General features: G+C 67.0%; 21 protein-coding genes, 1 tRNA gene and 1 other RNA gene. 9 read left to right on the top strand and 14 right to left on the bottom strand.

Annotated features, from left to right (window positions below):
- Positions 1 to 183 precede the first annotated feature (183 nt).
- The 9 genes from ACW17X_RS15890 to ACW17X_RS15850 form a co-directional block, all read right to left on the bottom strand.
- The gene (locus ACW17X_RS15890) at positions 184 to 1,362 is read right to left on the bottom strand and encodes an FtsW/RodA/SpoVE family cell cycle protein (RefSeq protein ID WP_492098818.1); all 1,179 of its coding nucleotides are present in this window, start codon (positions 1,360 to 1,362) and stop codon (positions 184 to 186) included.
- The gene (murD, locus tag ACW17X_RS15885) at positions 1,359 to 2,768 is read right to left on the bottom strand and encodes a UDP-N-acetylmuramoyl-L-alanine--D-glutamate ligase (RefSeq protein ID WP_492098817.1); all 1,410 of its coding nucleotides are present in this window, start codon (positions 2,766 to 2,768) and stop codon (positions 1,359 to 1,361) included. The genes ACW17X_RS15890 and murD overlap by 4 nt, the downstream gene beginning before the upstream one ends.
- A gap of 142 nt (positions 2,769 to 2,910) precedes the next feature.
- Positions 2,911 to 4,020, bottom strand: a complete 1,110-nt coding sequence (gene mraY, locus ACW17X_RS15880; RefSeq protein ID WP_267515732.1) for a phospho-N-acetylmuramoyl-pentapeptide-transferase — start codon at positions 4,018 to 4,020, stop codon at positions 2,911 to 2,913.
- An 11-nt stretch (positions 4,021 to 4,031) separates the two neighbouring features.
- Complete coding sequence (locus tag ACW17X_RS15875) at positions 4,032 to 5,462, bottom strand: UDP-N-acetylmuramoyl-tripeptide--D-alanyl-D-alanine ligase (RefSeq protein WP_492098816.1); 1,431 nt, start codon at positions 5,460 to 5,462, stop codon at positions 4,032 to 4,034.
- Positions 5,455 to 6,912, bottom strand: coding sequence for a UDP-N-acetylmuramoyl-L-alanyl-D-glutamate--2,6-diaminopimelate ligase (locus ACW17X_RS15870; RefSeq protein WP_492098815.1), 1,458 nt, complete (start codon positions 6,910 to 6,912; stop codon positions 5,455 to 5,457). The genes ACW17X_RS15875 and ACW17X_RS15870 overlap by 8 nt, the downstream gene beginning before the upstream one ends.
- A complete protein-coding gene (locus tag ACW17X_RS15865; protein WP_492100483.1) occupies positions 6,909 to 8,639 on the bottom strand; it encodes a peptidoglycan D,D-transpeptidase FtsI family protein in 1,731 nt (576 codons plus the stop codon). Before ACW17X_RS15865 ends, ACW17X_RS15870 begins: the two co-directional genes overlap by 4 nt.
- A gap of 38 nt (positions 8,640 to 8,677) precedes the next feature.
- Positions 8,678 to 9,121, bottom strand: coding sequence for a cell division protein FtsL (gene ftsL, locus ACW17X_RS15860; protein ID WP_492098814.1), 444 nt, complete (start codon positions 9,119 to 9,121; stop codon positions 8,678 to 8,680).
- On the bottom strand, positions 9,118 to 10,086 hold the full coding sequence (rsmH, locus tag ACW17X_RS15855; RefSeq protein ID WP_492098813.1) for a 16S rRNA (cytosine(1402)-N(4))-methyltransferase RsmH: 969 nt from the start codon (positions 10,084 to 10,086) through the stop codon (positions 9,118 to 9,120). Before rsmH ends, ftsL begins: the two co-directional genes overlap by 4 nt.
- The gene (locus tag ACW17X_RS15850) at positions 10,083 to 10,559 is read right to left on the bottom strand and encodes a division/cell wall cluster transcriptional repressor MraZ (protein ID WP_008263595.1); all 477 of its coding nucleotides are present in this window, start codon (positions 10,557 to 10,559) and stop codon (positions 10,083 to 10,085) included. Before ACW17X_RS15850 ends, rsmH begins: the two co-directional genes overlap by 4 nt.
- A 413-nt stretch (positions 10,560 to 10,972) precedes the next feature.
- On the opposite strand from ACW17X_RS15850, the gene ACW17X_RS15845 reads away from it, so the two are divergent.
- The 3 genes from ACW17X_RS15845 (at position 10,973) to ACW17X_RS15835 (ending at position 11,978) form a co-directional block, all read left to right on the top strand.
- Complete coding sequence (locus ACW17X_RS15845) at positions 10,973 to 11,260, top strand: hypothetical protein (protein ID WP_492098812.1); 288 nt, start codon at positions 10,973 to 10,975, stop codon at positions 11,258 to 11,260.
- Positions 11,261 to 11,315: 55 nt separating this feature from the next.
- Positions 11,316 to 11,462 carry a hypothetical protein gene (locus tag ACW17X_RS15840; protein WP_492098811.1) on the top strand — a complete coding sequence of 49 codons (147 nt, stop codon included), beginning with the start codon at positions 11,316 to 11,318 and terminating at the stop codon, positions 11,460 to 11,462.
- A gap of 135 nt (positions 11,463 to 11,597) precedes the next feature.
- The gene (locus ACW17X_RS15835) at positions 11,598 to 11,978 is read left to right on the top strand and encodes a COG4315 family predicted lipoprotein (RefSeq protein ID WP_492098810.1); all 381 of its coding nucleotides are present in this window, start codon (positions 11,598 to 11,600) and stop codon (positions 11,976 to 11,978) included.
- Between the two features lie 294 nt (positions 11,979 to 12,272).
- Here the strand turns inward: ACW17X_RS15835 and ACW17X_RS15830 are convergent.
- A tRNA-Ile gene (locus ACW17X_RS15830) sits at positions 12,273 to 12,348 on the bottom strand.
- A 223-nt stretch (positions 12,349 to 12,571) separates the two neighbouring features.
- On the opposite strand from ACW17X_RS15830, the gene ACW17X_RS15825 reads away from it, so the two are divergent.
- A complete protein-coding gene (locus tag ACW17X_RS15825) occupies positions 12,572 to 13,318 on the top strand; it encodes an SIMPL domain-containing protein (protein ID WP_492098809.1) in 747 nt (248 codons plus the stop codon).
- Here the strand turns inward: ACW17X_RS15825 and ACW17X_RS15820 are convergent, their stop codons facing one another.
- Positions 13,319 to 14,074: an SIMPL domain-containing protein gene (locus tag ACW17X_RS15820; RefSeq protein ID WP_492098808.1), complete on the bottom strand. Its 756-nt coding sequence runs from the start codon at positions 14,072 to 14,074 to the stop codon at positions 13,319 to 13,321.
- Positions 14,075 to 14,136: 62 nt separating this feature from the next.
- A complete protein-coding gene (panD, locus tag ACW17X_RS15815) occupies positions 14,137 to 14,493 on the bottom strand; it encodes an aspartate 1-decarboxylase (RefSeq protein WP_267515709.1) in 357 nt (118 codons plus the stop codon).
- A gap of 193 nt (positions 14,494 to 14,686) precedes the next feature.
- Here panD and sppA point away from each other — a divergent pair, with 193 nt between their 5' ends.
- The 3 genes from sppA to ACW17X_RS15800 all read left to right on the top strand — a co-directional run bounded on the left by sppA (position 14,687) and on the right by ACW17X_RS15800 (position 17,695).
- Entirely contained in the window at positions 14,687 to 16,465 is a 1,779-nt protein-coding gene (gene sppA, locus ACW17X_RS15810; protein ID WP_492098807.1) for a signal peptide peptidase SppA, read from the top strand.
- Between the two features lie 116 nt (positions 16,466 to 16,581).
- Positions 16,582 to 16,905 carry a hypothetical protein gene (locus ACW17X_RS15805; RefSeq protein ID WP_492098806.1) on the top strand — a complete coding sequence of 108 codons (324 nt, stop codon included), beginning with the start codon at positions 16,582 to 16,584 and terminating at the stop codon, positions 16,903 to 16,905.
- Positions 16,906 to 16,930: 25 nt separating this feature from the next.
- Positions 16,931 to 17,695 (top strand): peptidoglycan recognition protein family protein, encoded by a 765-nt coding sequence (locus ACW17X_RS15800; RefSeq protein ID WP_492098805.1) that lies wholly within the window; start codon positions 16,931 to 16,933, stop codon positions 17,693 to 17,695.
- Here the strand turns inward: ACW17X_RS15800 and ACW17X_RS15795 are convergent.
- Positions 17,664 to 18,542: a hypothetical protein gene (locus tag ACW17X_RS15795; protein ID WP_492098804.1), complete on the bottom strand. Its 879-nt coding sequence runs from the start codon at positions 18,540 to 18,542 to the stop codon at positions 17,664 to 17,666. The genes ACW17X_RS15800 and ACW17X_RS15795 overlap by 32 nt on opposite strands.
- Positions 18,543 to 18,662: 120 nt before the next feature.
- On the opposite strand from ACW17X_RS15795, the gene rnpB reads away from it, so the two are divergent.
- An RNA gene (gene rnpB / locus ACW17X_RS15790) (RNase P RNA component class A) lies at positions 18,663 to 19,042 on the top strand.
- 626 nt (positions 19,043 to 19,668) lie between these two features.
- Here the strand turns inward: rnpB and ACW17X_RS15785 are convergent.
- Positions 19,669 to 19,812, bottom strand: a complete 144-nt coding sequence (locus tag ACW17X_RS15785) for a hypothetical protein (RefSeq protein WP_492098803.1) — start codon at positions 19,810 to 19,812, stop codon at positions 19,669 to 19,671.
- 411 nt (positions 19,813 to 20,223) lie between these two features.
- Between ACW17X_RS15785 and ACW17X_RS15780 the strand changes: the two genes are divergently transcribed.
- Positions 20,224 to 21,282 carry a TerC family protein gene (locus ACW17X_RS15780; protein WP_492098802.1) on the top strand — a complete coding sequence of 353 codons (1,059 nt, stop codon included), beginning with the start codon at positions 20,224 to 20,226 and terminating at the stop codon, positions 21,280 to 21,282.
- Positions 21,283 to 21,312: the final 30 nt, after the last annotated feature.

Genomic DNA, 21,312 nt, shown 5'->3' with positions numbered 1-21,312 from the left:
TTGATAAGGTAGAGATTTGCGGCCCGCATTGTGCGCGCAGCCCCGACAATCTCTCATCGTCATCCTAGGCCTTGTGCCTAGGATCCATACGCCCGGTGTCCGACATCGGAGTTCAAGCGGCGCCGCTCGAGTCTATGGATCCTAGGCACAAGGCCTAGGATGACGGACCACAAAGGGGACGCGTTACAGCAGCCGCCGCCCCGGTCGGGTCAGGCTGGCGCCCGGCTCATAGGCGCCGGGCCGGCGACGGGTCAGGGCCAGGGCGAAGCCCATGGTCAGGCACATGGCCAGCATGGAAGAACCACCGTAGCTGATGAAGGGCAGGGTCATGCCCTTGGTCGGGATCAGGTTCAGGTTCACCGCCACATTGATACAGGCCTGAAGCCCGATCAGCATGAACAGGCCCGCGGCCCCGGTTTGCTCGAACGGGTCGGTCAGCTTCATCGCCCGGCGCAGGCCGCGCACCACGATGAAGGCGTACAGGCCGATCATGATCAGGCTGAGGACCAGGCCGAACTCCTCGGCGCCGACCGAATAGATGAAGTCGGTGTGCAGGTCGGGGACGTGGCGCTTCATCACCCCTTCGCCCACGCCGCGTCCGACCAGGCCGCCGGCGCGAATGGCCTCCGAGGCGGCGTCGATCTGATGGGTGTCGGTGGTCTCGGGCGAGAAGAAGCGGCTGAGGCGGTCGCGCATATGGCCGAAGACGAAATAGAGGGAGACCAGGCCGGCCATGCCCGCGCTGGCCAGGACCGCCATCCATTTGAACGGCACCCCGGCCATGAAGAAGACCGCCATGAAGGTGGTGGTGATCAGCAGGGTCTGGCCGATGTCCGGCTGAATCAGCAGCAGACAGACGGTCAGGGCGTAGAAGCCGAAGGCGATGGTGACGCCGGGCACCCCCTGCCCCTTCTGCGCCTCGGCGAACATCCAGGCGGCGAAGACGATCAGGCCGGGCTTGGCGAACTCGGACGGTTGCAGGCTGAAGGGGCCGAAATTGACCCAGCGGGCGGCGCCCTTCACCGTATCGCCGATGAACGGCAGGGCCATCATCACCAGTATGGCGCCGAACAGGGCCAGGACGGCGATGCGGCGGACCCCGCGCGGCGACAGCAGGGAGCTGGTCAGCATGATGGTCAGGCCCAGGCCCGAGAAGACCATCATCCGCCAGGAATAGTGGAAGGGGTCGGTGATCGATTCATCGGCCAGGATGGCGGCCGGGCTGGAGGCGAAACTGAGCGCCACGCCGAGCGCCATCAACGCCAGGGCCGCGCTCAGCAGGCCGCGATCCACGGTCCAGAACCATTGGGCGACCGGGCTCTGGTCGTTGCGGGAGAAGGCGGGGGTGTAGGAGGCGCTCATCGGGCTGTCTCCGGGGTTGCGCCGAGGGCCAGCACGGCGGCGCGGAACGCCTCGCCCCGCACCTCGAAGTCGGGGTACTGGTCGAAACTGGCGCAGGCGGGCGACAGTAGCACGATCTGATCGCCGCCCGCAGCCTGGGCGTCGGCGGCGGCGGCGGCGACGGCGGCGTCCATGGTCTTTGAGATGACGTGGGGGGTGTCGCCCCCGTTCGCGCAAAGGGTGGCGGCGAAGGCTTCGGCCGCCTCGCCGATCAGATAGGCCTTGGCCACCCGCGGGAAGAGGTCGGTCAGGTCGTCGATGCCGCCGTCCTTGGGCTTGCCGCCCGCGATCCAGAAGACGGAGGGGTAGGAGGCCAGGGCCTGACGCGCGGCGTCGGCGTTGGTGGCCTTGGAGTCATTGATGAAGCGCACCGGGCCGATATGGCCGACGGCCTCCATCCGGTGGGCCAGGCCGGGGAAGGTCAGCAGGCCTTTGACGGCGGCGTCATGCGATACGCCCAGGGCGCGGGCGGCGGCATAGGCGAAGGCGGCGTTCTGGGCGTTGTGGCGGCCGGGGAGCGAGCGGGCGGCGGAGAGGTCGGCGATCAGATGACCGTCACGGAAGATCTGCCCGGCTCGCGCCACATAGCCTTCTCCCCTTGCGGGAGAAGGAAGGGTGGAGATGCGGGTGATGGCGCGGCCGCTGTCGGAGAGGGTCTGGACGATCCCCTGCCCCCAGTCCTCGTCCACCCCGACCAGGGCCACGGCATCCGGTCCCTGGGCGGCGAATATCCGCCGCTTGGCGGCGACATAGCCCTCCATCCCGCCATGACGGTCCAGATGGTCCGGCGAGACATTGGTCAGGATCGCCACGTCCGGCGCGAAGCGGGTCGTCAGGTCCAGCTGATAGCTGGAGACCTCGATCACATAGACGGCGCCCGGCGTCGGCACGGGCAGGGCCAGGACGCCGATGCCGATATTGCCGCCGACATAGACGGTCAGGCCCGCCTGTTGCAGCACCCAGCCGATCAGGGCGGTCGTCGTGGACTTGCCGTTGGTGCCGGTGATGGCCACGACCTTCGGCCGCTGCCCCTGAGGCAGGACAGCGATGGCGCGGGCGAAGAGCTCGATGTCGCCGACGACCGGCACGCCGGCCTCGCGCGCCTTGTCCACGGTCCAGTGCGGCTTGGGATGGGTCAGGGGGGCGCCGGGCGACAGGACCAGGGCGGCGAAGCCGGACCAGTCGGCGGTCGTCAGATCCTCGACAACGAAGCCCTCGGCCTGGGCCTGAAGCCGGCCGGACACGCCGTCGTCCCACAGGATTGGGGTCGCGCCCCCGGCCTTCAGCGCGCGCGCCGCCGTGATCCCCGACCGTCCCAGGCCGAAGACCGCGACCCGCCTGCCCTCATAGCCGGGAACGGGGATCATCTCGGATCTCTCACACCGTCATCCTCGCCCTTGTGGCGAGGATCCATACGCCCGGTGTTTCCGCAGAGCGCGCCAGCGGTCGACACCGGGAGTATGGATCCCAGGGACAAGCCCTGGGATGACGGAAGAAAAAAGGCGGCGCTCATCTCAGCTTCAGCGTCGACAGGCCGAGCAGAGCCAGCGCCCCGGCGATGATCCAGAAGCGGATGACCACGGTCGATTCCGGCCAGCCCATCTTCTCGAAATGGTGGTGGATCGGGGCCATCAGGAAGATGCGCTTCTTGGTCAGTTTGTAATAGCCGACCTGGATCATGACCGAGGCGGCCTCCATCACGAACAGGCCGCCGACGATGCCCAGCACCAGCTCGTGCTTGGTCGTGACGGCGATGGCGCCCAGGGCCCCGCCCAGGGCCAGCGACCCGGTGTCGCCCATGAAGATCTTGGCGGGAGGGGCGTTGTACCAGAGGAAGCCCGCGCCCCCGCCGATCATGGCGGCGCAGAAGATGGCCAGTTCGCCGGCGCCCGGCACATGGTGGACCTGAAGATACTGGGCGAAGACGAAGTTGCCGGCGAGGTAGGCGATCAGGCCAAAGGCGCCGGCCGCCATCATCACCGGCACGGTCGCCAGCCCGTCCAGACCATCGGTCAGGTTCACGGCGTTGGAGAAGCCGACGATGGTGAAGGCCGCAAAGGCCACATAGAACCAGCCGATGTTCAGCAGAACCGCCTTGAAGAAGGGGAAGGCGATCGAAGTCTCAAGCCCCGGCGAGGTCGGCGAGGCCTTCATCCACAGCACGGTCAGAACCCCTGCGATCACGGCCACCACCGTCTGGGCCGCCAGTTTCTGTTTCGACGTCAGCCCGGCCGAGGTCTGTTTCGTCACCTTGGCGTAGTCGTCGATGAAGCCCAGCACGCCGAAGGCCGCCGTCACGCCCGAGACGATCCAGATATAGGGATTGGTCAGGTCGCCCCACAGGAAGACCGCCACGCCGATGCCGGCCAGGATCATCAGCCCGCCCATGGTGGGGGTGCCGACCTTGGACAGGTGGGAGACCGGACCGTCGTCGCGGATCGGCTGGCCCTTGCCCTGTTTGGTGCGGATCCAGTTGATAAAGCGACTGCCCATGGCCGCCGCCACGATGGCCGCCGTGGCCAGGGCCAGGGCCGCGCGGACGGTCTGATACTGGATCAGGTTCAGCAGCGGGTACTGATGCGCGACGTCGGCGTAATACAGATACAGAAGATAGAACATGCGGGGGGTCTCTATCGGGTCGCGGACGGCGTGTCAGGGCTTGAAGGGGCGGTTTGCAGATCGGCCAGGGCCTTGGCGACCAGGGACGCCTTGGATCCGTTCGATCCCTTGACCATGACGATATCGCCGGCCGACGCCAGCATGGACGCCTCGGCGGCGAGTTCGGCCGCGGTTTCACGCCACAGGCCGCGTCGGGAGGTCGGCAGGGCGTCGTACAGATGACGCATCTCAGAGCCGGCCGCATGGACCAGATCCAGGCCGGCGGCCTCGATGGGCTGGGCCAGGCCCTCGTGCAGGGCGCGGCTCTGGTCGCCTAGCTCCAGCATGTCGGTCAGGACCACGATGCGGCGGCCGGTCGCGGCGCGGGCGCCCAGGCTCTTGAAGCCCGCCGTCATCGACAGGGGATTGGCGTTGTAGCTCTCGTCGATCAGGGTGAAGGCGCCGCCGGGAACAGCGACGATGCGGGTCTGGCCCCGGCCCGCGAGAGGCTGGAAGCTGGCCAGAGCCTGAAGGCCCGTCTCCAGTTCGACGTCGAGGGCGTCCAGCATCAGGAGGACGCACAGGCTGTTCAAGCCCCAGTGGGCGCCGGACTGGGCCAGGCGATACTCCAGCGGCTTGCCGAACAGTTCGGCGAAGACGGTCGCCCCCTCAGCGTCCGGGCGGAAGTCCAGTAAGCGGGCGTCATGGCCCGGATCGGTCCCGAAGGTGACCAGCCGCGCCCCGACCGCCCTGGCCGCATCGCACAGCAGGCCGGAGAAGGCCACGTCGCCATTCGCGACCGCCGTGCCGCCGGGAACCAGGCCCTGGAAGATGGCGGCCTTTTCGCGCGCCACCCCCGCCTCGCCGTCGGCGAAGGCTTCGATATGGACCGGACCGACGGTGGTGACGCAGGCGGCGTGGGGCGCCACGAAGCGCGACAGGGGCGCGATCTCGCCGGGGGCGTTCATGCCGATCTCGAACACGGCGCGCCGGGTCTCGACCGGCATGCGCGCCAGGGTCAGGGGCACGCCGATATGGTTGTTGTAGCTCTTGATCGAGGCGTGGGCGGGTCCGGCGAGGTCCAGCCCGGCCTTGATCGCCTGGGTCACGCTGGTCTTGCCGACGCTGCCGGTGACGGCGCCGCGCTTAACGTGGGGCGCGCGCTCGCGGGCGGCGACGCCGAGGGCCTCCAGCCCGCGCAGGGTGTCCGGCACGACCACATAGGCCCCGCCCTCGACGGCGTGTTCGACCAGGGCGGTCGCGGCGCCGGCGGCGAAGGCGGAGACGGCGAACTCATGCCCGTCGCGCGCGCCCTTCAGGGCCAGGAACAGGTCGCCGGGGACGATCTCGCGGCTGTTGTAGGTCAGGCCCGTGATCGGGCGGTCGTCGCCGTGCAGCACGCCGCCCGTGGCGGCGGCGACTTCGGCGGCCGTCCAGAGCGGGCGGGCGGTGGATTCAGGCATTCAGCGACAGGGCCTCGGACGCGACGGTGGCGTCGTCGAACGGGTGGGTGACGCCGCCGACGATCTGGCCCTGTTCATGCCCTTTTCCGGCGATGACCACCACATCCCCGTCGCGCATCATTTCAACGGCCGCCTCGATGGCCGCGCGGCGGTCGCCGATCTCCAGCGCGTCAGGGCAGCCCGCGCGGACCTGGGCGCGGATCGAGGCGGGATCTTCGCTACGGGGATTGTCGTCGGTGACGATGGCGACGTCGGCCAGACGACCCGCGATCTCGCCCATCAGGGGCCGCTTGCCGCGATCCCGGTCGCCGCCGGCGCCGAAGACCACGATCAGACGGCCGGTCGCGTGGGGCCTCAAGGCGGTCAGCACCGTCTCCAACCCGTCCGGCGTATGGGCGTAGTCGACATAGACTTCGCCGCGTCCCGTCTCGGCGCCGATCCGTTGCAGGCGACCTTGCGCACCGGTCAGGCCTTCCAGGGCGCTGATCACCTCGTCGGGCCGGTCGCCGGCCGCGATGCACAGGCCCGCCGCCACCAGGGCGTTCGAGGCCTGGAAGGCGCCGGCCAGGGGCAGCAGGATGTCGCGAACATCGCCGCGCACATCCAGGGTCAGGCGCTGGCCCTCCGGCGTCGCCTGGCGGCCGATCAGGGCCAGGTCGCGCCCGCGCTCGCCCACGCCCATCACGCCCAGCCCGGCCATGATCGAGGCGGCGGCGAAGGCGGAATAGGCGTCGGAATCGGCGTTCAGCACCGCCGTCCGTCCGCGCGGCAGCAGGGCCTCGAAAAGACGCAGCTTGGCGGCGCGATAGTCCTCCATCGTGCCGTGATAATCGAGATGATCCTGGGTCAGGTTGGTGAAGGCCGCCGCCTTCAGCGCCACTCCGTCCAGACGCCGCTGGTCGATGCCGTGGGACGAGGCCTCGACCGCCACATGAGTCACGTCCTTGGCGGCCAGCTCGGCCATCAGGCGGGCGGCCTCGGCGGCGTCGGGGCTGGTCAGGCCGGGGCCGGTCAGGGCGTAGGTCTTGTCGCCCTTCTGGCCGACGACGCCCAGGGTGCCCATGCTGGCCGACTTGTGGCCCAGGCCGGCCCAGATCTGGCGGCAGAAGGCGGCGACCGAGGTCTTGCCGTTGGTGCCCGTCACCGCCACGCAGGTCTTCGGCTGGGCGCCGTAGAAGCCGCGAGCGGCGATGGCGTAGGTCCGGCGGACGTCGCCCGAGGTCACCAGCACCGGCGCGGCGCTGTCCGGCGTGTCGGTCGGCGCCAGCACGGCGGCCGCCCCCTGGGCCAGGGCCTGGGGAATGAAGGCGCGGCCGTCCGCCGCCGTGCCCGGCAGGGCGACGAACAGGGCGCCGGGCGCGACCTTGCGGCTGTCGGCGGTCACGCCGGTGATGATGGGGTCGGACGCCAGGTCGCGGCGCAGCAGGTCGGACAGGTGAAGCGCGCTCACAGGCCGTCCCCCTGCACGTCCTGATATTCCGGGATCTTCTCGCCGGTGGCCGTGCGCCAGCGGTCGGCGCGGCGCTCGACGCCCAGGAAGCCGGCGATCCGGTCGGCGATGTTGCGCACGGCGGGCGCGGCCACATAGGCGCCGGTCTTGGGATAGGTCCCCGGCTCGTCCATCAGCACGAAGACGGCGTAGCGTTTGCCGTTCAGCGGCCCGTCCACCGGGAAGACGGCGGCGAAGGAGCCCAGGGCGTGGCTGGGATCGTAACGGCCGTTGACCAGCTTGTTGGCCGAACCGGTCTTGCCGCCGACACGCAAACCAGGCGCATCGGCGAACCCGCCCGAACCCCGCACCACATTGGCGCGCATCAGCTCAAGGATGGCGCGCGAGGTTTCCTCGGTGACGATCTGCTGCGGCTGGACGCCCCGCGCGCCGCCGCGCCGCAGCGACAGGGGCACCATCCGCCCGCCGTTCGTCAGGGCGCCCATGGCCTGAACCATCTGGGCCGGGGTGATCATGATGCCATAGCCGAAGGACAGGGAGGCCAGGGTCGAGTTGTCCCAGCGACGCGGCAGGACCGGGCGGGCGGATTCCTTCAGCTCGATCCCGGCGGCGTCCAGCAGGCCCAGACGGCGGAAATAGTCGCGCATCGTGTCCGGCCCCATCTGCACCGCCAACTGCGAGGTGCCGATGTTGGACGAATGGAGATAGACCTCCTCCAGCGTCATGATCCGGTTCTGGGCGTGGAAGTCCTTGATCTTGCGATCGCCGATCTGGAAGGCTTCTGAAGCGTCGAACAGGGTGCTCATGTCGGCCCGCCCGGTATCGAGCCCGGCGGCGACGGTGAAGGTCTTGAACACCGACCCCATCTCATAGTGGCCCGAGACGGCGCGGTTCAGGGTCGCGCCGTCCGGCGCAGCCTTGCGGTCAGACTGGGTGAAGTTCGGCCAGCTGGCCATGCCCAGAACCTCGCCGGTCTGGACGTCGGTGACGATGGCGACCGCGCCCTTGGCCTGGTGCTGGATCGCCGCAGCGGCCAGTTCGTTCTCGACCACGCCCTGGATCCGCAGATCTATGGACAGGGGGAAGTTTTCGCCCCGCTGGCCGGCCGCGCGGATTTCGTCGTTGAAGGCCAGCTCGGCGCCCGCGATCCCCTGCCCGCCCGTATCGGCGTCGCCGATCAGGTGCACGGCCGAGGTTCCCAGCGGATAGGCGCGGCGATCCTCAGGCTCGAAGGTCACCCCGCCCAGAGCCAGGTCGTGAACCGCCGCCTTTTCCTGAGGCGTCAGTCCGGTCAGCGCGATCAGGCGCCGATCCCCGTTCAGCACCTTGTGCAGCCGGGCGGCCGGCAGGCGCGGCAGGGCGCGGCGCAGCTGGCGGAAGGCCAGGTCGCGATCCCAGATCTCGGCCGGATCCAGATAGAGGCCATAGTGGACGATATTGGTCGCCAGCAGCTCGCCGTTGCGATCAGTCAGGTCGCCGCGCACCAGGGCGTTCGGATTGGCGCCGGCCCAGCGCCCGCCCGCTTCGCCGAACAGGACCTTGTACGAGGCGCCGATGGCCAGACCGGCGAAGACGCACGAGAAGACGATCAGGATCAGGAAGATTCGAACGCGGGTGTCTTCTTCCGGTCGGGCGTCGGCGCGGGCGCGCTCGAACCCGTGCTCCAGCCGCCAGATCAGTTCCGACAGGCCGCGCCAGAACGGCGACAGCCGGCCCTGAAGGTCCATGCCCGGCGCGGGCCGGTGATAGCGATGATCCTGAACGCTCATTGCACCGCCTCCGGGGCAGCGACGGCGATTTCGTCCGGGGCGACTGCGGCGGCAGGCGCAGCCTGGGCGGTCGACGGGGACGTCGATTGGGGCGCAGCCTTCAACTGGGGAAGCTGGGCTTCCTTGGCCTGACGGTGGACCTCGACCGGGACCAGACCGATCTGACGCGACAGGGTTTCCAGCCGCGCCGGCTGCTCCAGCCGGGCGACCTCGGCGCGCAGCAGGCGGACCCGCTGGCCGTTTTCGCGGATGTCCTGTTCCAGCTGGGCGATACGGCTGCTTTCGCGCGCCGCCGCCGCCTTGGCCGCGTAGACCGAGACGATCATCACCGCGACCAGGGCCACGCCGATTATCTCGATCCAGCGCACGCCGCGGACCTTCCAGTCGAAGAGCCGCTGCAGGGCGTTGCGCGAATAGTCGAAGAAGGGCGCCGTGGTCATGCCGCAGCCCTCCCCGACGTCGAGGCCCAGGCCGGCGCCTCGGTGCGGATCGCTGCGCGCAGCTTGGCCGAACGGGCGCGCGGATTGACCGCACGTTCCTCGTCGCCCGCCTCGCGCGCGCCCTTGAACTGAAGCGTGAAACTGGGCTTGCGCGGATCGATCGCGATGGGGGCGTGGCGCGATCCAGCGGGTGTGTTGCCGGTCCGCTCGGTCAGGAAGGCCTTGACGATCCGGTCTTCCAGGGAATGGAAGGTGACGACGGCCAGACGGCCGCCGGGCGCCAGGCTCGCCTCGGCCGCCTCGAGCCCGCGCTCCAGCTCGCCCAGCTCATCGTTCACCGCGATACGCAGCGCCTGAAACACGCGCGTGGCCGGATGGATCGGGGCGCCGCGACGCCCGCCCAAGGCCTTTTCGACCACCTCGGCCAGATCCAGGGTGCGAGTGAAGGGCCGCTCGACGCGGCGGCGCAGGATGGCGGTCGCCACCCGGCCCGACTGACGCTCTTCGCCATACAGTTTGAAGATATGGGCCAGGGGACCGTGGTCCCAGGTGTTGACGATGTCGGCGGCTGTGTCGCCTTCATCAGACATCCGCATGTCCAGCGGCCCGTCGCGCATGAAGGAAAAGCCGCGCTCGGCCTGATCCAGTTGCATCGACGAGACGCCGATATCGAAGACGGCGCCGTCCAGCTTCGCCTTGCCGCTGTCGGCGAAAGCCTGGGCCAGACCCGAGAAGGGCGTGCGGATCAACTGGAACTGACCGGGGAAGTCCTTGGCGACAGCATCGGCATGCGGCTGAACCGTCGGATCGCGATCCAGGCCGATCACCTCGGCGCCGGTCGCGAGGATGGCGCGGGTGTAGCCGCCGGCGCCGAAGGTGGCGTCGATCACCACGTCGCCGGGACCAGGCTGCAACGCCTCGATCACCTCGGCCAACAGAACGGGGGCGTGGGGCGCGTCGCTCACGATCCGCCTCCCGCCAGCTTCATCTGGGCCGCCAGTTTCAGGGCGCCGATCTGGGCCATGCCGGCCTTGGCCAGGGCGCGCTGTTCGGCGCGGCGGGCCGCCCATTTCTCGCGCGACCAGATCTGGAACCGGTCGTTCAGGCCGACGATGACGACCGTGTCCTCCAGCCCCGCCTCAGCGCACAGGCCTTCCGGCAGGGTGATACGGCCGCCGGAATCATAGGCCAGGCGCACCTGTTCGCCCATCACCTGCCACTCCAGCGCCGAACGCTCTTCGGAACCGAACGGCAGGGACTCGATCATCTCGGCATAGACGGCGAACAGGCGGTCGCCGCCCGCTTCCAGACAGTCGGCCTCGATGGAGGGAAAGATGAAGACGCCGCCGGCGGCGCCGTTTTCGGTCGTGCGGAAATCGTTTGGGATCAGGAGACGGCGCTTGCCGTCCAACTGTTTCTCGTAGGTCGAGAGAAACACGCCCTGTCCATCGAGCCCTTCGGCCCGCCCCTAGATGCCCTGACGAACGCCCGACGCGCCCGCCTCTCAGCCCCAAATCATGGGAATGGGATAGCATGGGATGAAATGGGTCTCAATGGGATGGGTAACGATACTTAACCATGTCTTGACGTGTGACGGCCTAAGCACAGCCCTTACACAAGAACATACACAGAACAGACAAACTGTTCACACGCTGTGAAGAACCTTGCCTTGTCTCGCATTCACAACGGATTAACGGACGCGCGCCGGCTTGGACGGATGAAACCTGGGTAAAAGCTTTGGACGAACCAAGCTGAGACCGAGCCATGGCGGCTTCCTGGCCCGCGGCCCTGATCCGGAGCGGAACATCACCCCGTTGGGAGGCTTTATGTCCTTAAAACAGGGAGAAACCGATGACGGACCGAAACCGCGAACAACAGGCCGAAGACGCCCTGCCGCAGGGCGTGGCGCGGGGCCGTTCGCTGAACACCCCGGCGGAGGCACTGCAACTCCGCGCCGGCGGCATAGGGCCCGGCGGTCAAATCGGCCCCGATCCCAATACGCGACGGCTTCAGGAAGGCCAGTCGTCCAGCCGCGAGCCGGAGGGCGATCTGCCTCAAGGCCCGATCAGCGGAGATCCGCGAACCCCTGTGCCCACCACCGCCAAGGATCAGGACATCGACGATCAGGACCAAGGATAGGAGCAGACATGACCGATAGACCTCACACGTCCAAACTGAAACGCGGAGCCCGATGATGGAGACCTTCCCCTGGGCCTTCGTGATCATCGGCGGCCCCATTATCCTATTCGCCCTGATCGTGCGGGGCTACCTGAGATCCGCCAAACGGGATCGACAGATCGATCCGGACACGCCCGGCGACGATCCGTCGAAGGGCATGTAGGCGGACCGGCGAAAGGCCCGCCAAGCCCTCAGATTTCTGCCGATCAGTAAGGCGCGAGATTTAATCAGGCGGTCGGGAATAATCGCCGCACGTCGGCTGTCTATAGGAGGTCCAGCCTACAGAAGGAGTTGACCTGTGATAATCCGCGCAACCATCGCGACCCTGCTCGCGCTGTCCCTATCCACTGCCGCGCTGGCGGCTGAGCCGGCCAGAACGGGGGAAACCGCGAAAGGTCCCACGCTCACGAACGAGCAGGGAATGACCCTCTACACATTCGACAAAGATGGCGGCGGCAAATCGGTCTGCAATGGACCCTGCGCCGCAAACTGGCCGCCCTTCACCGCCGCTGCGGACGCGCAAGCGAGCGGAAGCTATAGCGTCGTCATTCGGGACGACGGCTCCCGTCAATGGGCCTACAATGGCCGCCCCCTCTATACTTGGACCAAGGACGCCAAGCCAGGCGACATCACCGGCGACGGCTTCCTCAACGGCGCTTGGCGCATAGCGCAGCCCTAGGCGGCACGCCTAGATCTCCGATGAGGCGGATGTCAGTCTCAGCTTCTACGAGCCTTCATACACGGCCACGCTGAACCGATTCATCAGGCCGGTGGTCGACCAGGAGGAAATCGCCGCCGTCCTGGCCACACCAGCCTGCGTGAGGTCGAGACCTACACCCGCTCGACCGACCAGACGCGCCTCGCCGACACGGCTGTCGCCAAGCCGCAAAAGGCCGAAAAGAGAACACCCCGTGTCAAACCCTGAGCGCCCAACCTCTTAAGGGTGTTGTTTTCCCTGTAAAAATGATGGGGGTGGTAGGCCCGGAGGGACTCGAACCCCCAACCAGACCGTTATGAGCGGTCGGCTCTAACCATTGAGCTACAGGCCCCCAGGACGTGCGACCAAGGCGCGGCGCGGCGGGAGGAACCGCCTAGCAGGCGCGGATGCGGCTTGCCAAGAGCCACGTCCGCATGCGGCATGTTTCCGCGATTTCACGAAGATGAACGGAAACCGACATGGAAGCGCGGGCGTTGGTTCAGGCATAAAAGGCCAAGGTTGCGGCCATGGATCGACGAACCCGTCGGTCAGGATCGTCCTACGGAGACTTCTGCATGAAAAGCGCTTTCAAATCCCTGATGCTGGGCAGCGCCCTGACGGCGGCGGTCGCCCTGAGCGCGACGGCGCCGGCGATGGCCCAGACCGTCCAGCCGGTGCAGATGATGCAGCCCGCGCCGTCGCTGAACCTATCGGCCTATGGCGAGGTCAAGGCCGCGCCGGACATGGCCACCATCAGCTTCGGCGTCCAGACCGAGGCGACGACCGCCCAGGAAGCCATGCGGGACAACGCCACGCGCATGACGCAGGTCATGGCCGCCCTGCGCCGCGCAGGCATCGCCGAGCGCGACATTCAGACCTCAGGCCTGAACCTGTCGGCGCAATATGACTATGTGCAGAACGAACCGCCCAAGCTGCGCGGCTATCAGGCCGTGAACCGGGTGACGGTGATCATCAACGACTTGACCAAGGTCGGGACCACCGCCGACGCCGTGGTCGCCGCCGGGGTCAACCAGATCGACGGCATCAGCTTCGGCCTGAAGGATCCGACCGCAGCCGAGAACCAGGCGCGCCAGATGGCGGTGCGGGCCTTGCAGGCCAAGGCCCAGCTGTACGCCCAGGCGCTGAACGTCCAGCTGTCCGGCATCCGTAACCTGAGCGAAGGCGGCGGCTATTCGCCCGAGCCCCAGCCCCAGTTCGCCGTGCGCGCCATGGCGATGCGCGAAGACGCCAACACCCCGGTCGCCGCCGGCGAGCTGACGATCCGGATCGACATCACCGGTGTCTACGACATCGCCCGCTGATCACTCGATCTCGAAAGTGGCGAGAACACGCGCCTCCGTCCGCACGGGCGGGGGCGCGACGTCTAGAGACACGGTCGGACGGACACGCGCGCCGGTGACCACGACCTCGTCCACCCTGTGCATGGCTCGAAGCTCTGCGGGCGGGTATTGCTCTGCGGAAGGGTCCTGGAGCCGGACGAGCCGCACAATCCTCTGATCGGAAGCCGTAGCGAGCGCCTGAGCCTGACGCCGGGCGTCCTCGAAGGCGGCGCGCTGAGCGAGAATTTCCTGCTGCGAAACATCGGCAAGGGTGAAGGCCTGGACACTCGCATTCCGAGCCCCTCTTTCCGAAGCGAGGGACAAGGCGTCGCCCGCCCGTGCGATCGGAGACGCTTCCAACGTCAGCGACATGGACGCCACATAGCCGACTATGGGGCAATCGTCGGTGTCACGATCATATCCGGACCCGCCGCAGGACGGGCTGAAGATAGGCCTGAGCGCGGGCGAGCCGGTCGCGAAGGACACTTCGTCCAACCCTTCAAGCTTTGCAACCTCCGAGACCTTTGATTGGGCGTCGGCCAAGGCCCGCAGAGCAATGACCTGGGATGCGCCGCGCCCCTCGATCTCGGCCGAAACCGTGAACCGGTCGGGCGGGGTCTCCGTATGGCCCCGACCGATTACCGTAATCGACGCCTGCACCGAACGCTCCTGCGCCAGCGCAGGTGCTGACGCGGCTAGCGCAAAAGCCGCAATGGCGGCTACGCGATATTGGATCACAGTCGGCATCCTTCCCCGTTTCGATGAGGAAAGAACGCCGCCAAGGTTGCGTCAAGCGGATATCAGGCCGCGCGCTTGATCTCGTTATTGTCGTCCAGCAGCACGACGTTGGGCGTCCACTGGCGGGCTTCTTCCTGGGGGAGTTGGCCATAGGTGACGACGATCACCTTGTCGTTCTTCTGGACCAGGCGGGCGGCGGCGCCGTTGACGCCGATGACCTTGGAGCCGCGCGGGGCCTCGATGGCGTAGGTGGTGAAACGGGCGCCGTTGGTGATGTTCAGCACATCGACCTGCTCGTGCGGGAATATGCCCGCCGCGTCCAGCAGATCCATGTCGATGGCGATCGAACCCTCGTAGTCGAGGTCGGCTTGGGTCACCGTGGCGCGGTGCAGCTTGGACTTCATCAGGGTGACCAGCATGGGGCGGTCTCCGGTCTATGGCGCAGGGCGACAGGCCCCGCTCGTTGGCGGCTCATATAGGGATTTCCGCAGCCCGCATCAATCGCAGCGCCGAACGGACGCGCCTACGTTGCGGGACGTTCATTTGACGGTGACCGTTCCGGCTCTATGGTGAAGCCGAGCCATTTCGGCCCTTGCGAGCGCGCCTTCTCCCATGAAGCAATTCTTCCTGACGGTCCTGGGTGTCTTCACCGGACTGATCCTGTTCGTCGTCGTCATTCCGGTCGTGCTGCTGACCGTGGCCATCGCCGGCGCCTCCAAGCCCACGACGCCCGCGACCATGGTGCTGGAACTGGACCTGCGCGACGGGATCAGCGACCAGCCGTCGAGCAATCCGTTCGCCGCCTTCGGCGGCTCGGACCTGTCGGTGACCCAGGTGGTGGATGGTCTGGCCCAGGCCGGGGAAGACGCCAGCGTCAAGGCCGTGCTGATCCGTCTGCCGGAAATGGGCATGACCCCGGCGACGGCCGACGAGCTGCGCCAGGCGATCCGCCGCTTCCGCGCGTCCGGCAAGCCGGTGATCGCCCACAGCCAGGGATTCGCGCCGGTAGGGGCGGTGATGTCGACCTATATGGTCGGCGCCTCGGCCTCGGAACTGTGGATGCAGAACACGGCCGGATTCCAGGCGACGGGCTTCTCGGCCGAGAGCCTGTTCCTGGGACGGGCCTTCGACAAATACGGCGTCCGCGCCGATTTTGAGCAGCGTTACGAGTACAAGAACGCCGTCAACGAATACACCCAAAGCGATTATACCCCCGCGCACCGCGAGGCCATGACCGCCTGGATGACCTCCCTCTATGAGAGCGCCCTGGCCAATGCGGCCCAGGACCGCAAGACGACATCAGCGGCACTGAAGACGGTGATCGAGGCCGGTCCCTATTCGGCCGAACAGGCCTTGTCGAACAAGCTGATCGACAAGGTCGGCCAGGTCGAGGAGGCCGAGGCCGAGATCAAGCGTCGCGCCGGCAAGGGCGCCGAGATCGTCGAATTCTCCCAATATGTCTCCGACAAGGGCGAGCGGACCGGGTCGGGCCGCAACGCCATCGCCATCGTCGGCGGAGAGGGCGCCATCGTGACCGGCCGCAGCAGCGGCGGCAGCTTCGGCGGCGGCTCCTCGATCCATTCGGACGACACGGCCGAGGCCATCTATGACGCGATCAAGGACAAGAGCGTGAAGGCCATCGTCTTCCGCGTCTCGTCGCCGGGCGGATCGCCGGAAGCCTCGGAACAGATCCTGGCCGCCGTGCGCGCGGCCAAGGCGGCCGGCAAGCCGGTGGTGATCTCCATGGGGTCGTACGCCGCGTCGGGCGGCTACTGGATCAGTTCGGAAGCCGACTGGATCGTGGCCCAGCCCTCGACCCTGACCGGCTCGATCGGCGTGTTCGGCGGCAAGTTCGTGGTCGCCGACGCCCTCGGACGGTTCGGCGTGGACCTGCGCGACCTGACGGTCGGCGGCCAATACGCCGACGCCTTCTCGCCCACCCAGTCCTTCACGCCCCAGCAGCGCGCCGCCTTCGCCGGCTCGATGGACCGGATCTACGACGACTTCATCGCGCGCGTGGCCACGGGCCGCAAGCTGGAGCCGGCGCGGGTGCGCGAGATCGCCAAGGGCCGGGTCTGGACCGGGGCCCAGGCCCTGCCGCTGGGCCTGGTCGACCAGTTGGGCGGTCTGACCGAGGCGGTGGCCAAGGCCAAGGCCCTGGCCAAGATCCCCGCCGGGGAGTCCGTGCGCTTCAAGCATTTCCCCAAGCAGAAGTCGCCCTGGGAAGCCCTGTCCGAGATGTTCGGGGTCCAGAGCGAGGCGGCCCAGGCCCTGGTTATGCTGGGCGGCGTCATGGCCGATCCGCAGGCCCAGGCGGTCATGCGCCGCATCGAGGGCGAGCGGATGCGCAGCGAAGGGGCGGTCGTCCTGGCCGACCAGCCGATGTTCTGAGGATGGGCGTGACGATCCATCGCACACAGGCGTGAGGGGGCGATCCATTGACCGCAAGGCCCAATGGACCGACATTGAAGGATAGGCGTTCTCCGGAGCGCCTGAAAGGATGACCCATGTTCCAGCCTGAACGTCTCGCCACACTGGGCTTCGCCGCCCGCCGCCGCCCCAACGGCCTGGTCGCCTCGATCATGTGGATCGCCGGCCTGATCGCCGCCGTCGCCGCCTTGGCCGTCGGCGCGGTCCTGGCCGTCTTCACCGCCGCAGCGGTCGCGGTCATCGCCCTGTTCGCCGGGGTCCTGGTCTTCCTGGCCGGACTGGCCATGCGGGCACGCCGCAACCTGGCGCCGCGTCGTCGCGCCGGGGATCCCGACGTGATTGAGGCGCACAAGGTGGACGGCACCTGGGTCGCCTACGGCTGGGAGCGCCACGGCCGTTGAGGCCGAGCGCTCGAGACCACAAGTCATGAAAGACCTGATTGCGGCGCCTTCGCCGAACTTCGACGCGCGTCTTGCGCCCCCAAACATGCTGGTGCTGCACTACACCGGCATGGAGACGGGCGAGGCCGCCCTGGCGCGGCTGCGCGATCCCGAGGCCAAGGTGTCGGCCCATTATCTGATCGAGGAAGACGGCCGCATTTTCCAACTCGTGCCCGAGGAACGGCGGGCCTGGCACGCGGGCGCCGGCGTCTGGCAGGAAGAGACTGACTGCAACGCTGCCTCGATCGGGATTGAGATCGTCAATCCCGGTCATGAGTTCGGCTACCGCCCCTTTCCCGATGCTCAGATCGCGGCCGTCACCGGTTTGATCGCCGACATCCGTGATCGTTGGGTCATCCCGAACAGCCGGATCATCGCCCATTCCGACCTGGCCCCCGCCCGCAAGACAGACCCCGGCGAGCTGTTCCCTTGGAAACAACTGGCCGACGCCGGCCACGGCCTTTGGGTCGAGCCCGCTCCGGAGCGGATCAAGGCCTTGGGCGGCCTGTTGCAGAAGGGGGATCACGGCATCGGGGTCGTGGTGCTGCGCTCCGGCCTGCAGAAACTGGGCTATGGGCTGACGCCGGGCGGGGATTACGACACCGAGACCGAAACCACGGTCCGCGCTTTCCAGCGCCACTGGCGGCCTGATCGCGTCGATGGCGTGGCCGACGGCGAGACCCGCGCCCGCTTGGTCGGTCTGCTCCAACTTGCCTGTTTCAAGGCGTCACGGCTGATGAGCGACCGGTAGACGGAGGCTGCAGCCCGGCGAGCAGCCCCACACCCAGCCAAGCGCCCAAAATTGGGCTCATGCCCACACCCGCCAATGGCACTGGGAAGGCGCCGAACATCGGCGTCAGCCCCCACAAGGCCAGGCATAGGCTCAGCGCTCCACCGGCCAGACAGAGTCTGGCGTCCGTCCAGCTCAGGACCGCCGGAACCGCGACGAAGGCGGTCAGAGCGATCAGCGTCAGGCCGCCCACGATGGGCGACAGTTGGAAGGCCATCCCGACGATCTCCTCGACCTCCGCAACCGGCTGCAGCGGATCCGGCCGGGTCCAGGCGAAGACGAACAGCAAGCCTGCGCCCGCCAGAGCAAGGACCTTCACCCAGCGGCGAGACAGACGCACAGCAGCCACTAGGGCCGCCACCCCGGCCAGGGCGGTTGCCTGAGACGCGTCCGGCTGGGCGACAATCAACATCAGAGCGGCGAAAACCGGAACCCAGACTATCCACCGATCCGCCATCACCGCCAGGGCCACGGCTGTAGCCGGCAGCACGACCATGGCGACATTGACGTGCAGCGGCCCGGCGTCGATCCAGCGATGTACGCCATCCTGGGCGGGATTGAAGAAGGTCGCGGCCAGCCCGGCGACTGCGAGCCACGGCAGGAGCGGCAACAGGGCGGGCCGCACTCCCGCCGACAGGCCCGCCGCAGCCAGGGCGCCGACCAGCCAAGCCGCCAGATTTCGCGCCCAGGATCCTGTCGATACGCCGCTGGCGGCGCAAATGAAGGCGCCCAAACCGACCGCCGCCAATGAGGCGGCGCCGAAGATGAGCAGCAGTCGCGCGCCCCGCCTGGACCATCCGTTCGCCATGTTCGCCACTCCCCTCACCTGCTCATCAGCCACGGCGACCCGCCCCGGTCAATCGACTGCGCCAGACGGTCGTCCAGCTTGTTGTTGACCTGCGCGACGCGGCGGCGCATCTAGCCCCCGCCAGACGGCTGGGCGGTCGCGGCGGGACTTGATCTCGTCGAGGAAAGTCCGGGCTCCACGGTGAAAAGGCGGCGGATAACTTCCGCCCGGGGCGACCCGAGGGATAGCGCCACAGAAAGCAAACCTCCGGCCTTGCGAGGCCGGTAAGGGTGAAAGGGTGGGGTAAGAGCCCACCGCGTGCCTGGCAACAGGGACGGCATGGCAAGCCCCGCCTGGAGCAAGACCAAATAGGGACATCGCGCGGGGTTCGCCTCGCGGGGCTCACCGCCTCAGATGTCCGGGTAGGTCGCGAGAACCGTTCAGCAATGGACGGTCCAGAGGAATGATCGTCGCCGCTCTTCGGAGCGGAACAAAACCCGGCTTACAGGCCGTCTGGCGTTTTTTCGGCTCCCCTCATGAGCCGGTCAATTATTGAGCCGGAGGCAGACTTCCTCCAGCGCCGACAGGACGGCGACGTCCTGCGCATCTTGGCGTCCGAGCCGATGCTCCGCCAAACCAAGCGCGTCCCGGCGCGGTTCGAATGGGTTTGGGCGCAACACGCAAAGCCGCAAGGATTGGCCCCTCCCTGCCAGCCGCTCCGTCGGGGGCGCCCAAATCAGCCGCCGCCTCGATCGCGAGACCTTCATCGTCGAGACACGGGAGAGCGAACGCCCCTCCGTCATGATCAACGCGACCTCTATCTCAAGGCGCACCGCACAGCTTCGAGCCCGCGGGAGGGCGTCGTCAGAAGCGCTGACATCACACCTGGTCTTCGCGATTGTCATGCTAGATCGCCGTAGTCCGGGCCCGCCGCAGGCGGATCGGCTTCCTCGCAAGCGCAGTCCTCAGACGCGAATGTCAAACGTATGCCGGCTGGGCCGCCGGGTGCTCGTATCGTCCTGAATGGCGTGGGGGCGATCGACGGGCCGGTCCGTGGGGGAGCTCTGGTGCGACGCCACACGGCCGGTCGTCTGAGCGAGTTGGCTGGCCCAGGCCTGGGCGACGGGATTGAATGCGCCGACCCTCATCATCCTTCTCCGTCACCGCAGGTCAGGCCATAAGCCGACAGATCGACGTTGAGGATCTCGCACGGGCGCAAGGTCGCGGCGCGCCCTTTCGTATCCAAGCCGCCATCGACTTCAGCGATCAAACGCGCTGTTTCGATAGACACGGAGCCTCTCCCTTCTTGGTCGGGACGCTCGATGTCGACGCCTTAGGCTTGTGGGGACGAGACAATCGGACCCCGGCATCGAGCGCACCCGATGCGGTCCGACATCACGATCACCATGATCGCCAGAGGGGCCCGGGCCGCAAAGACAGGCTGCACCGCCTCGCCCAAAAGCGCCAATAAGAAAAGAGCATTCGCCCCATGAAAAATGATTATGACTCATGACCACAGTCATGGTGATCTTAAGGACAGACTAGAATCACTGAGATTGATTGACGGACCCGTATTCATTCGCCACCATAACAAACTCCAAGGGTCCGGGCCCCTCTGGCAGCCGAGGCGTCGGCTGCGATGTCGGATTCCCACCTGGATCGGCGCAACGCAGCGCCATCTTTCAAAACTTGGAGGTACGGGATGCTTGAGTCCCTTCCGTTTCTTGCATTGACCTATGTCGGGCAGCCCGTCTGGCTCTGGATCGCATTTCTAGCCTTTATCGGACTGCTCCTGTGGCTCGACCTAGGGGTCGTGAACAACAAGGACGGCGTCGTCTCCGCCAAGAAATCCGCAGGCATGTGGGCGTCCTTCGCCTCGATCGCCATCGCCTTCGGAGCCTATATCTACTTCGTCTACGAGCCCAACCCGCGCTATTATATGAGCGCCGAGAACCTCAATCAGCAGGCCGTCCTTCAGTATTTCACCGGCTACCTGCTCGAGACCGCGCTGGCGTTCGACAACATCTTCGTCATCGGCATGATCTTCACCTTCTTCGCCGTGCCACGCCAATATCAGCACAGGGTGCTGTTTTGGGGCATCATGGGGGCGATCGTATTCCGGGCCATCTTCATTTCGCTCGGGGCGGCGATCGTCAACGAGTTCACCTGGGTCCTGTTCATCTTCGCGGCCTTCCTGATCTTCACCGGCTGGAAGATGATCTTCGGCGGCAGCCACGAAATGGATCTGAACAAGAACCCGGTGCTGAAGTTTCTTCGCAAGCGGATGCGGATCACCGACACGATCGACAATCACAACTTCTTCGTCAAAAAGCCGGACCCCCAAGGCTCGGGCCGTCTGGTCCTGTTCGCGACACCTCTGTTCCTGGCGCTGGTGATGGTCGAGGTGGTGGATGTGATCTTCGCGGTCGATTCCGTGCCGGCGATCTTCGCGGTCACCAAAGACCCGTTCATCGTCTACACGTCCAACATCTTCGCGATCCTGGGCCTCAGGTCGATGTACTTCATGCTCGCGGAGGCCGTGGCGCGGTTCAAATACCTCAAATATGGGCTGTCGCTGGTGCTGGTCTTGATCGGGGTCAAGATCATCTGGAACTTCGGGCTCTACAAAGGATGGCAGGACGTGACGGGCGCGCCGCTGGTGCCCTATCTGGAGCCGCAATGGTCGTTGATCGCGACCTTGGCCTTGATCGGCGGCTCGATGCTGTATTCTTGGCTGCGGACGCGCACAGTTCAGGCCTGAGCACAGCGGTTGCGCCATCGCGGCGGCGAC

It is taken from the genome of Brevundimonas sp. FV1ye4L, assembly GCF_058681255.1.
This window is presented reverse-complemented; position numbering and strand designations above follow the sequence as displayed.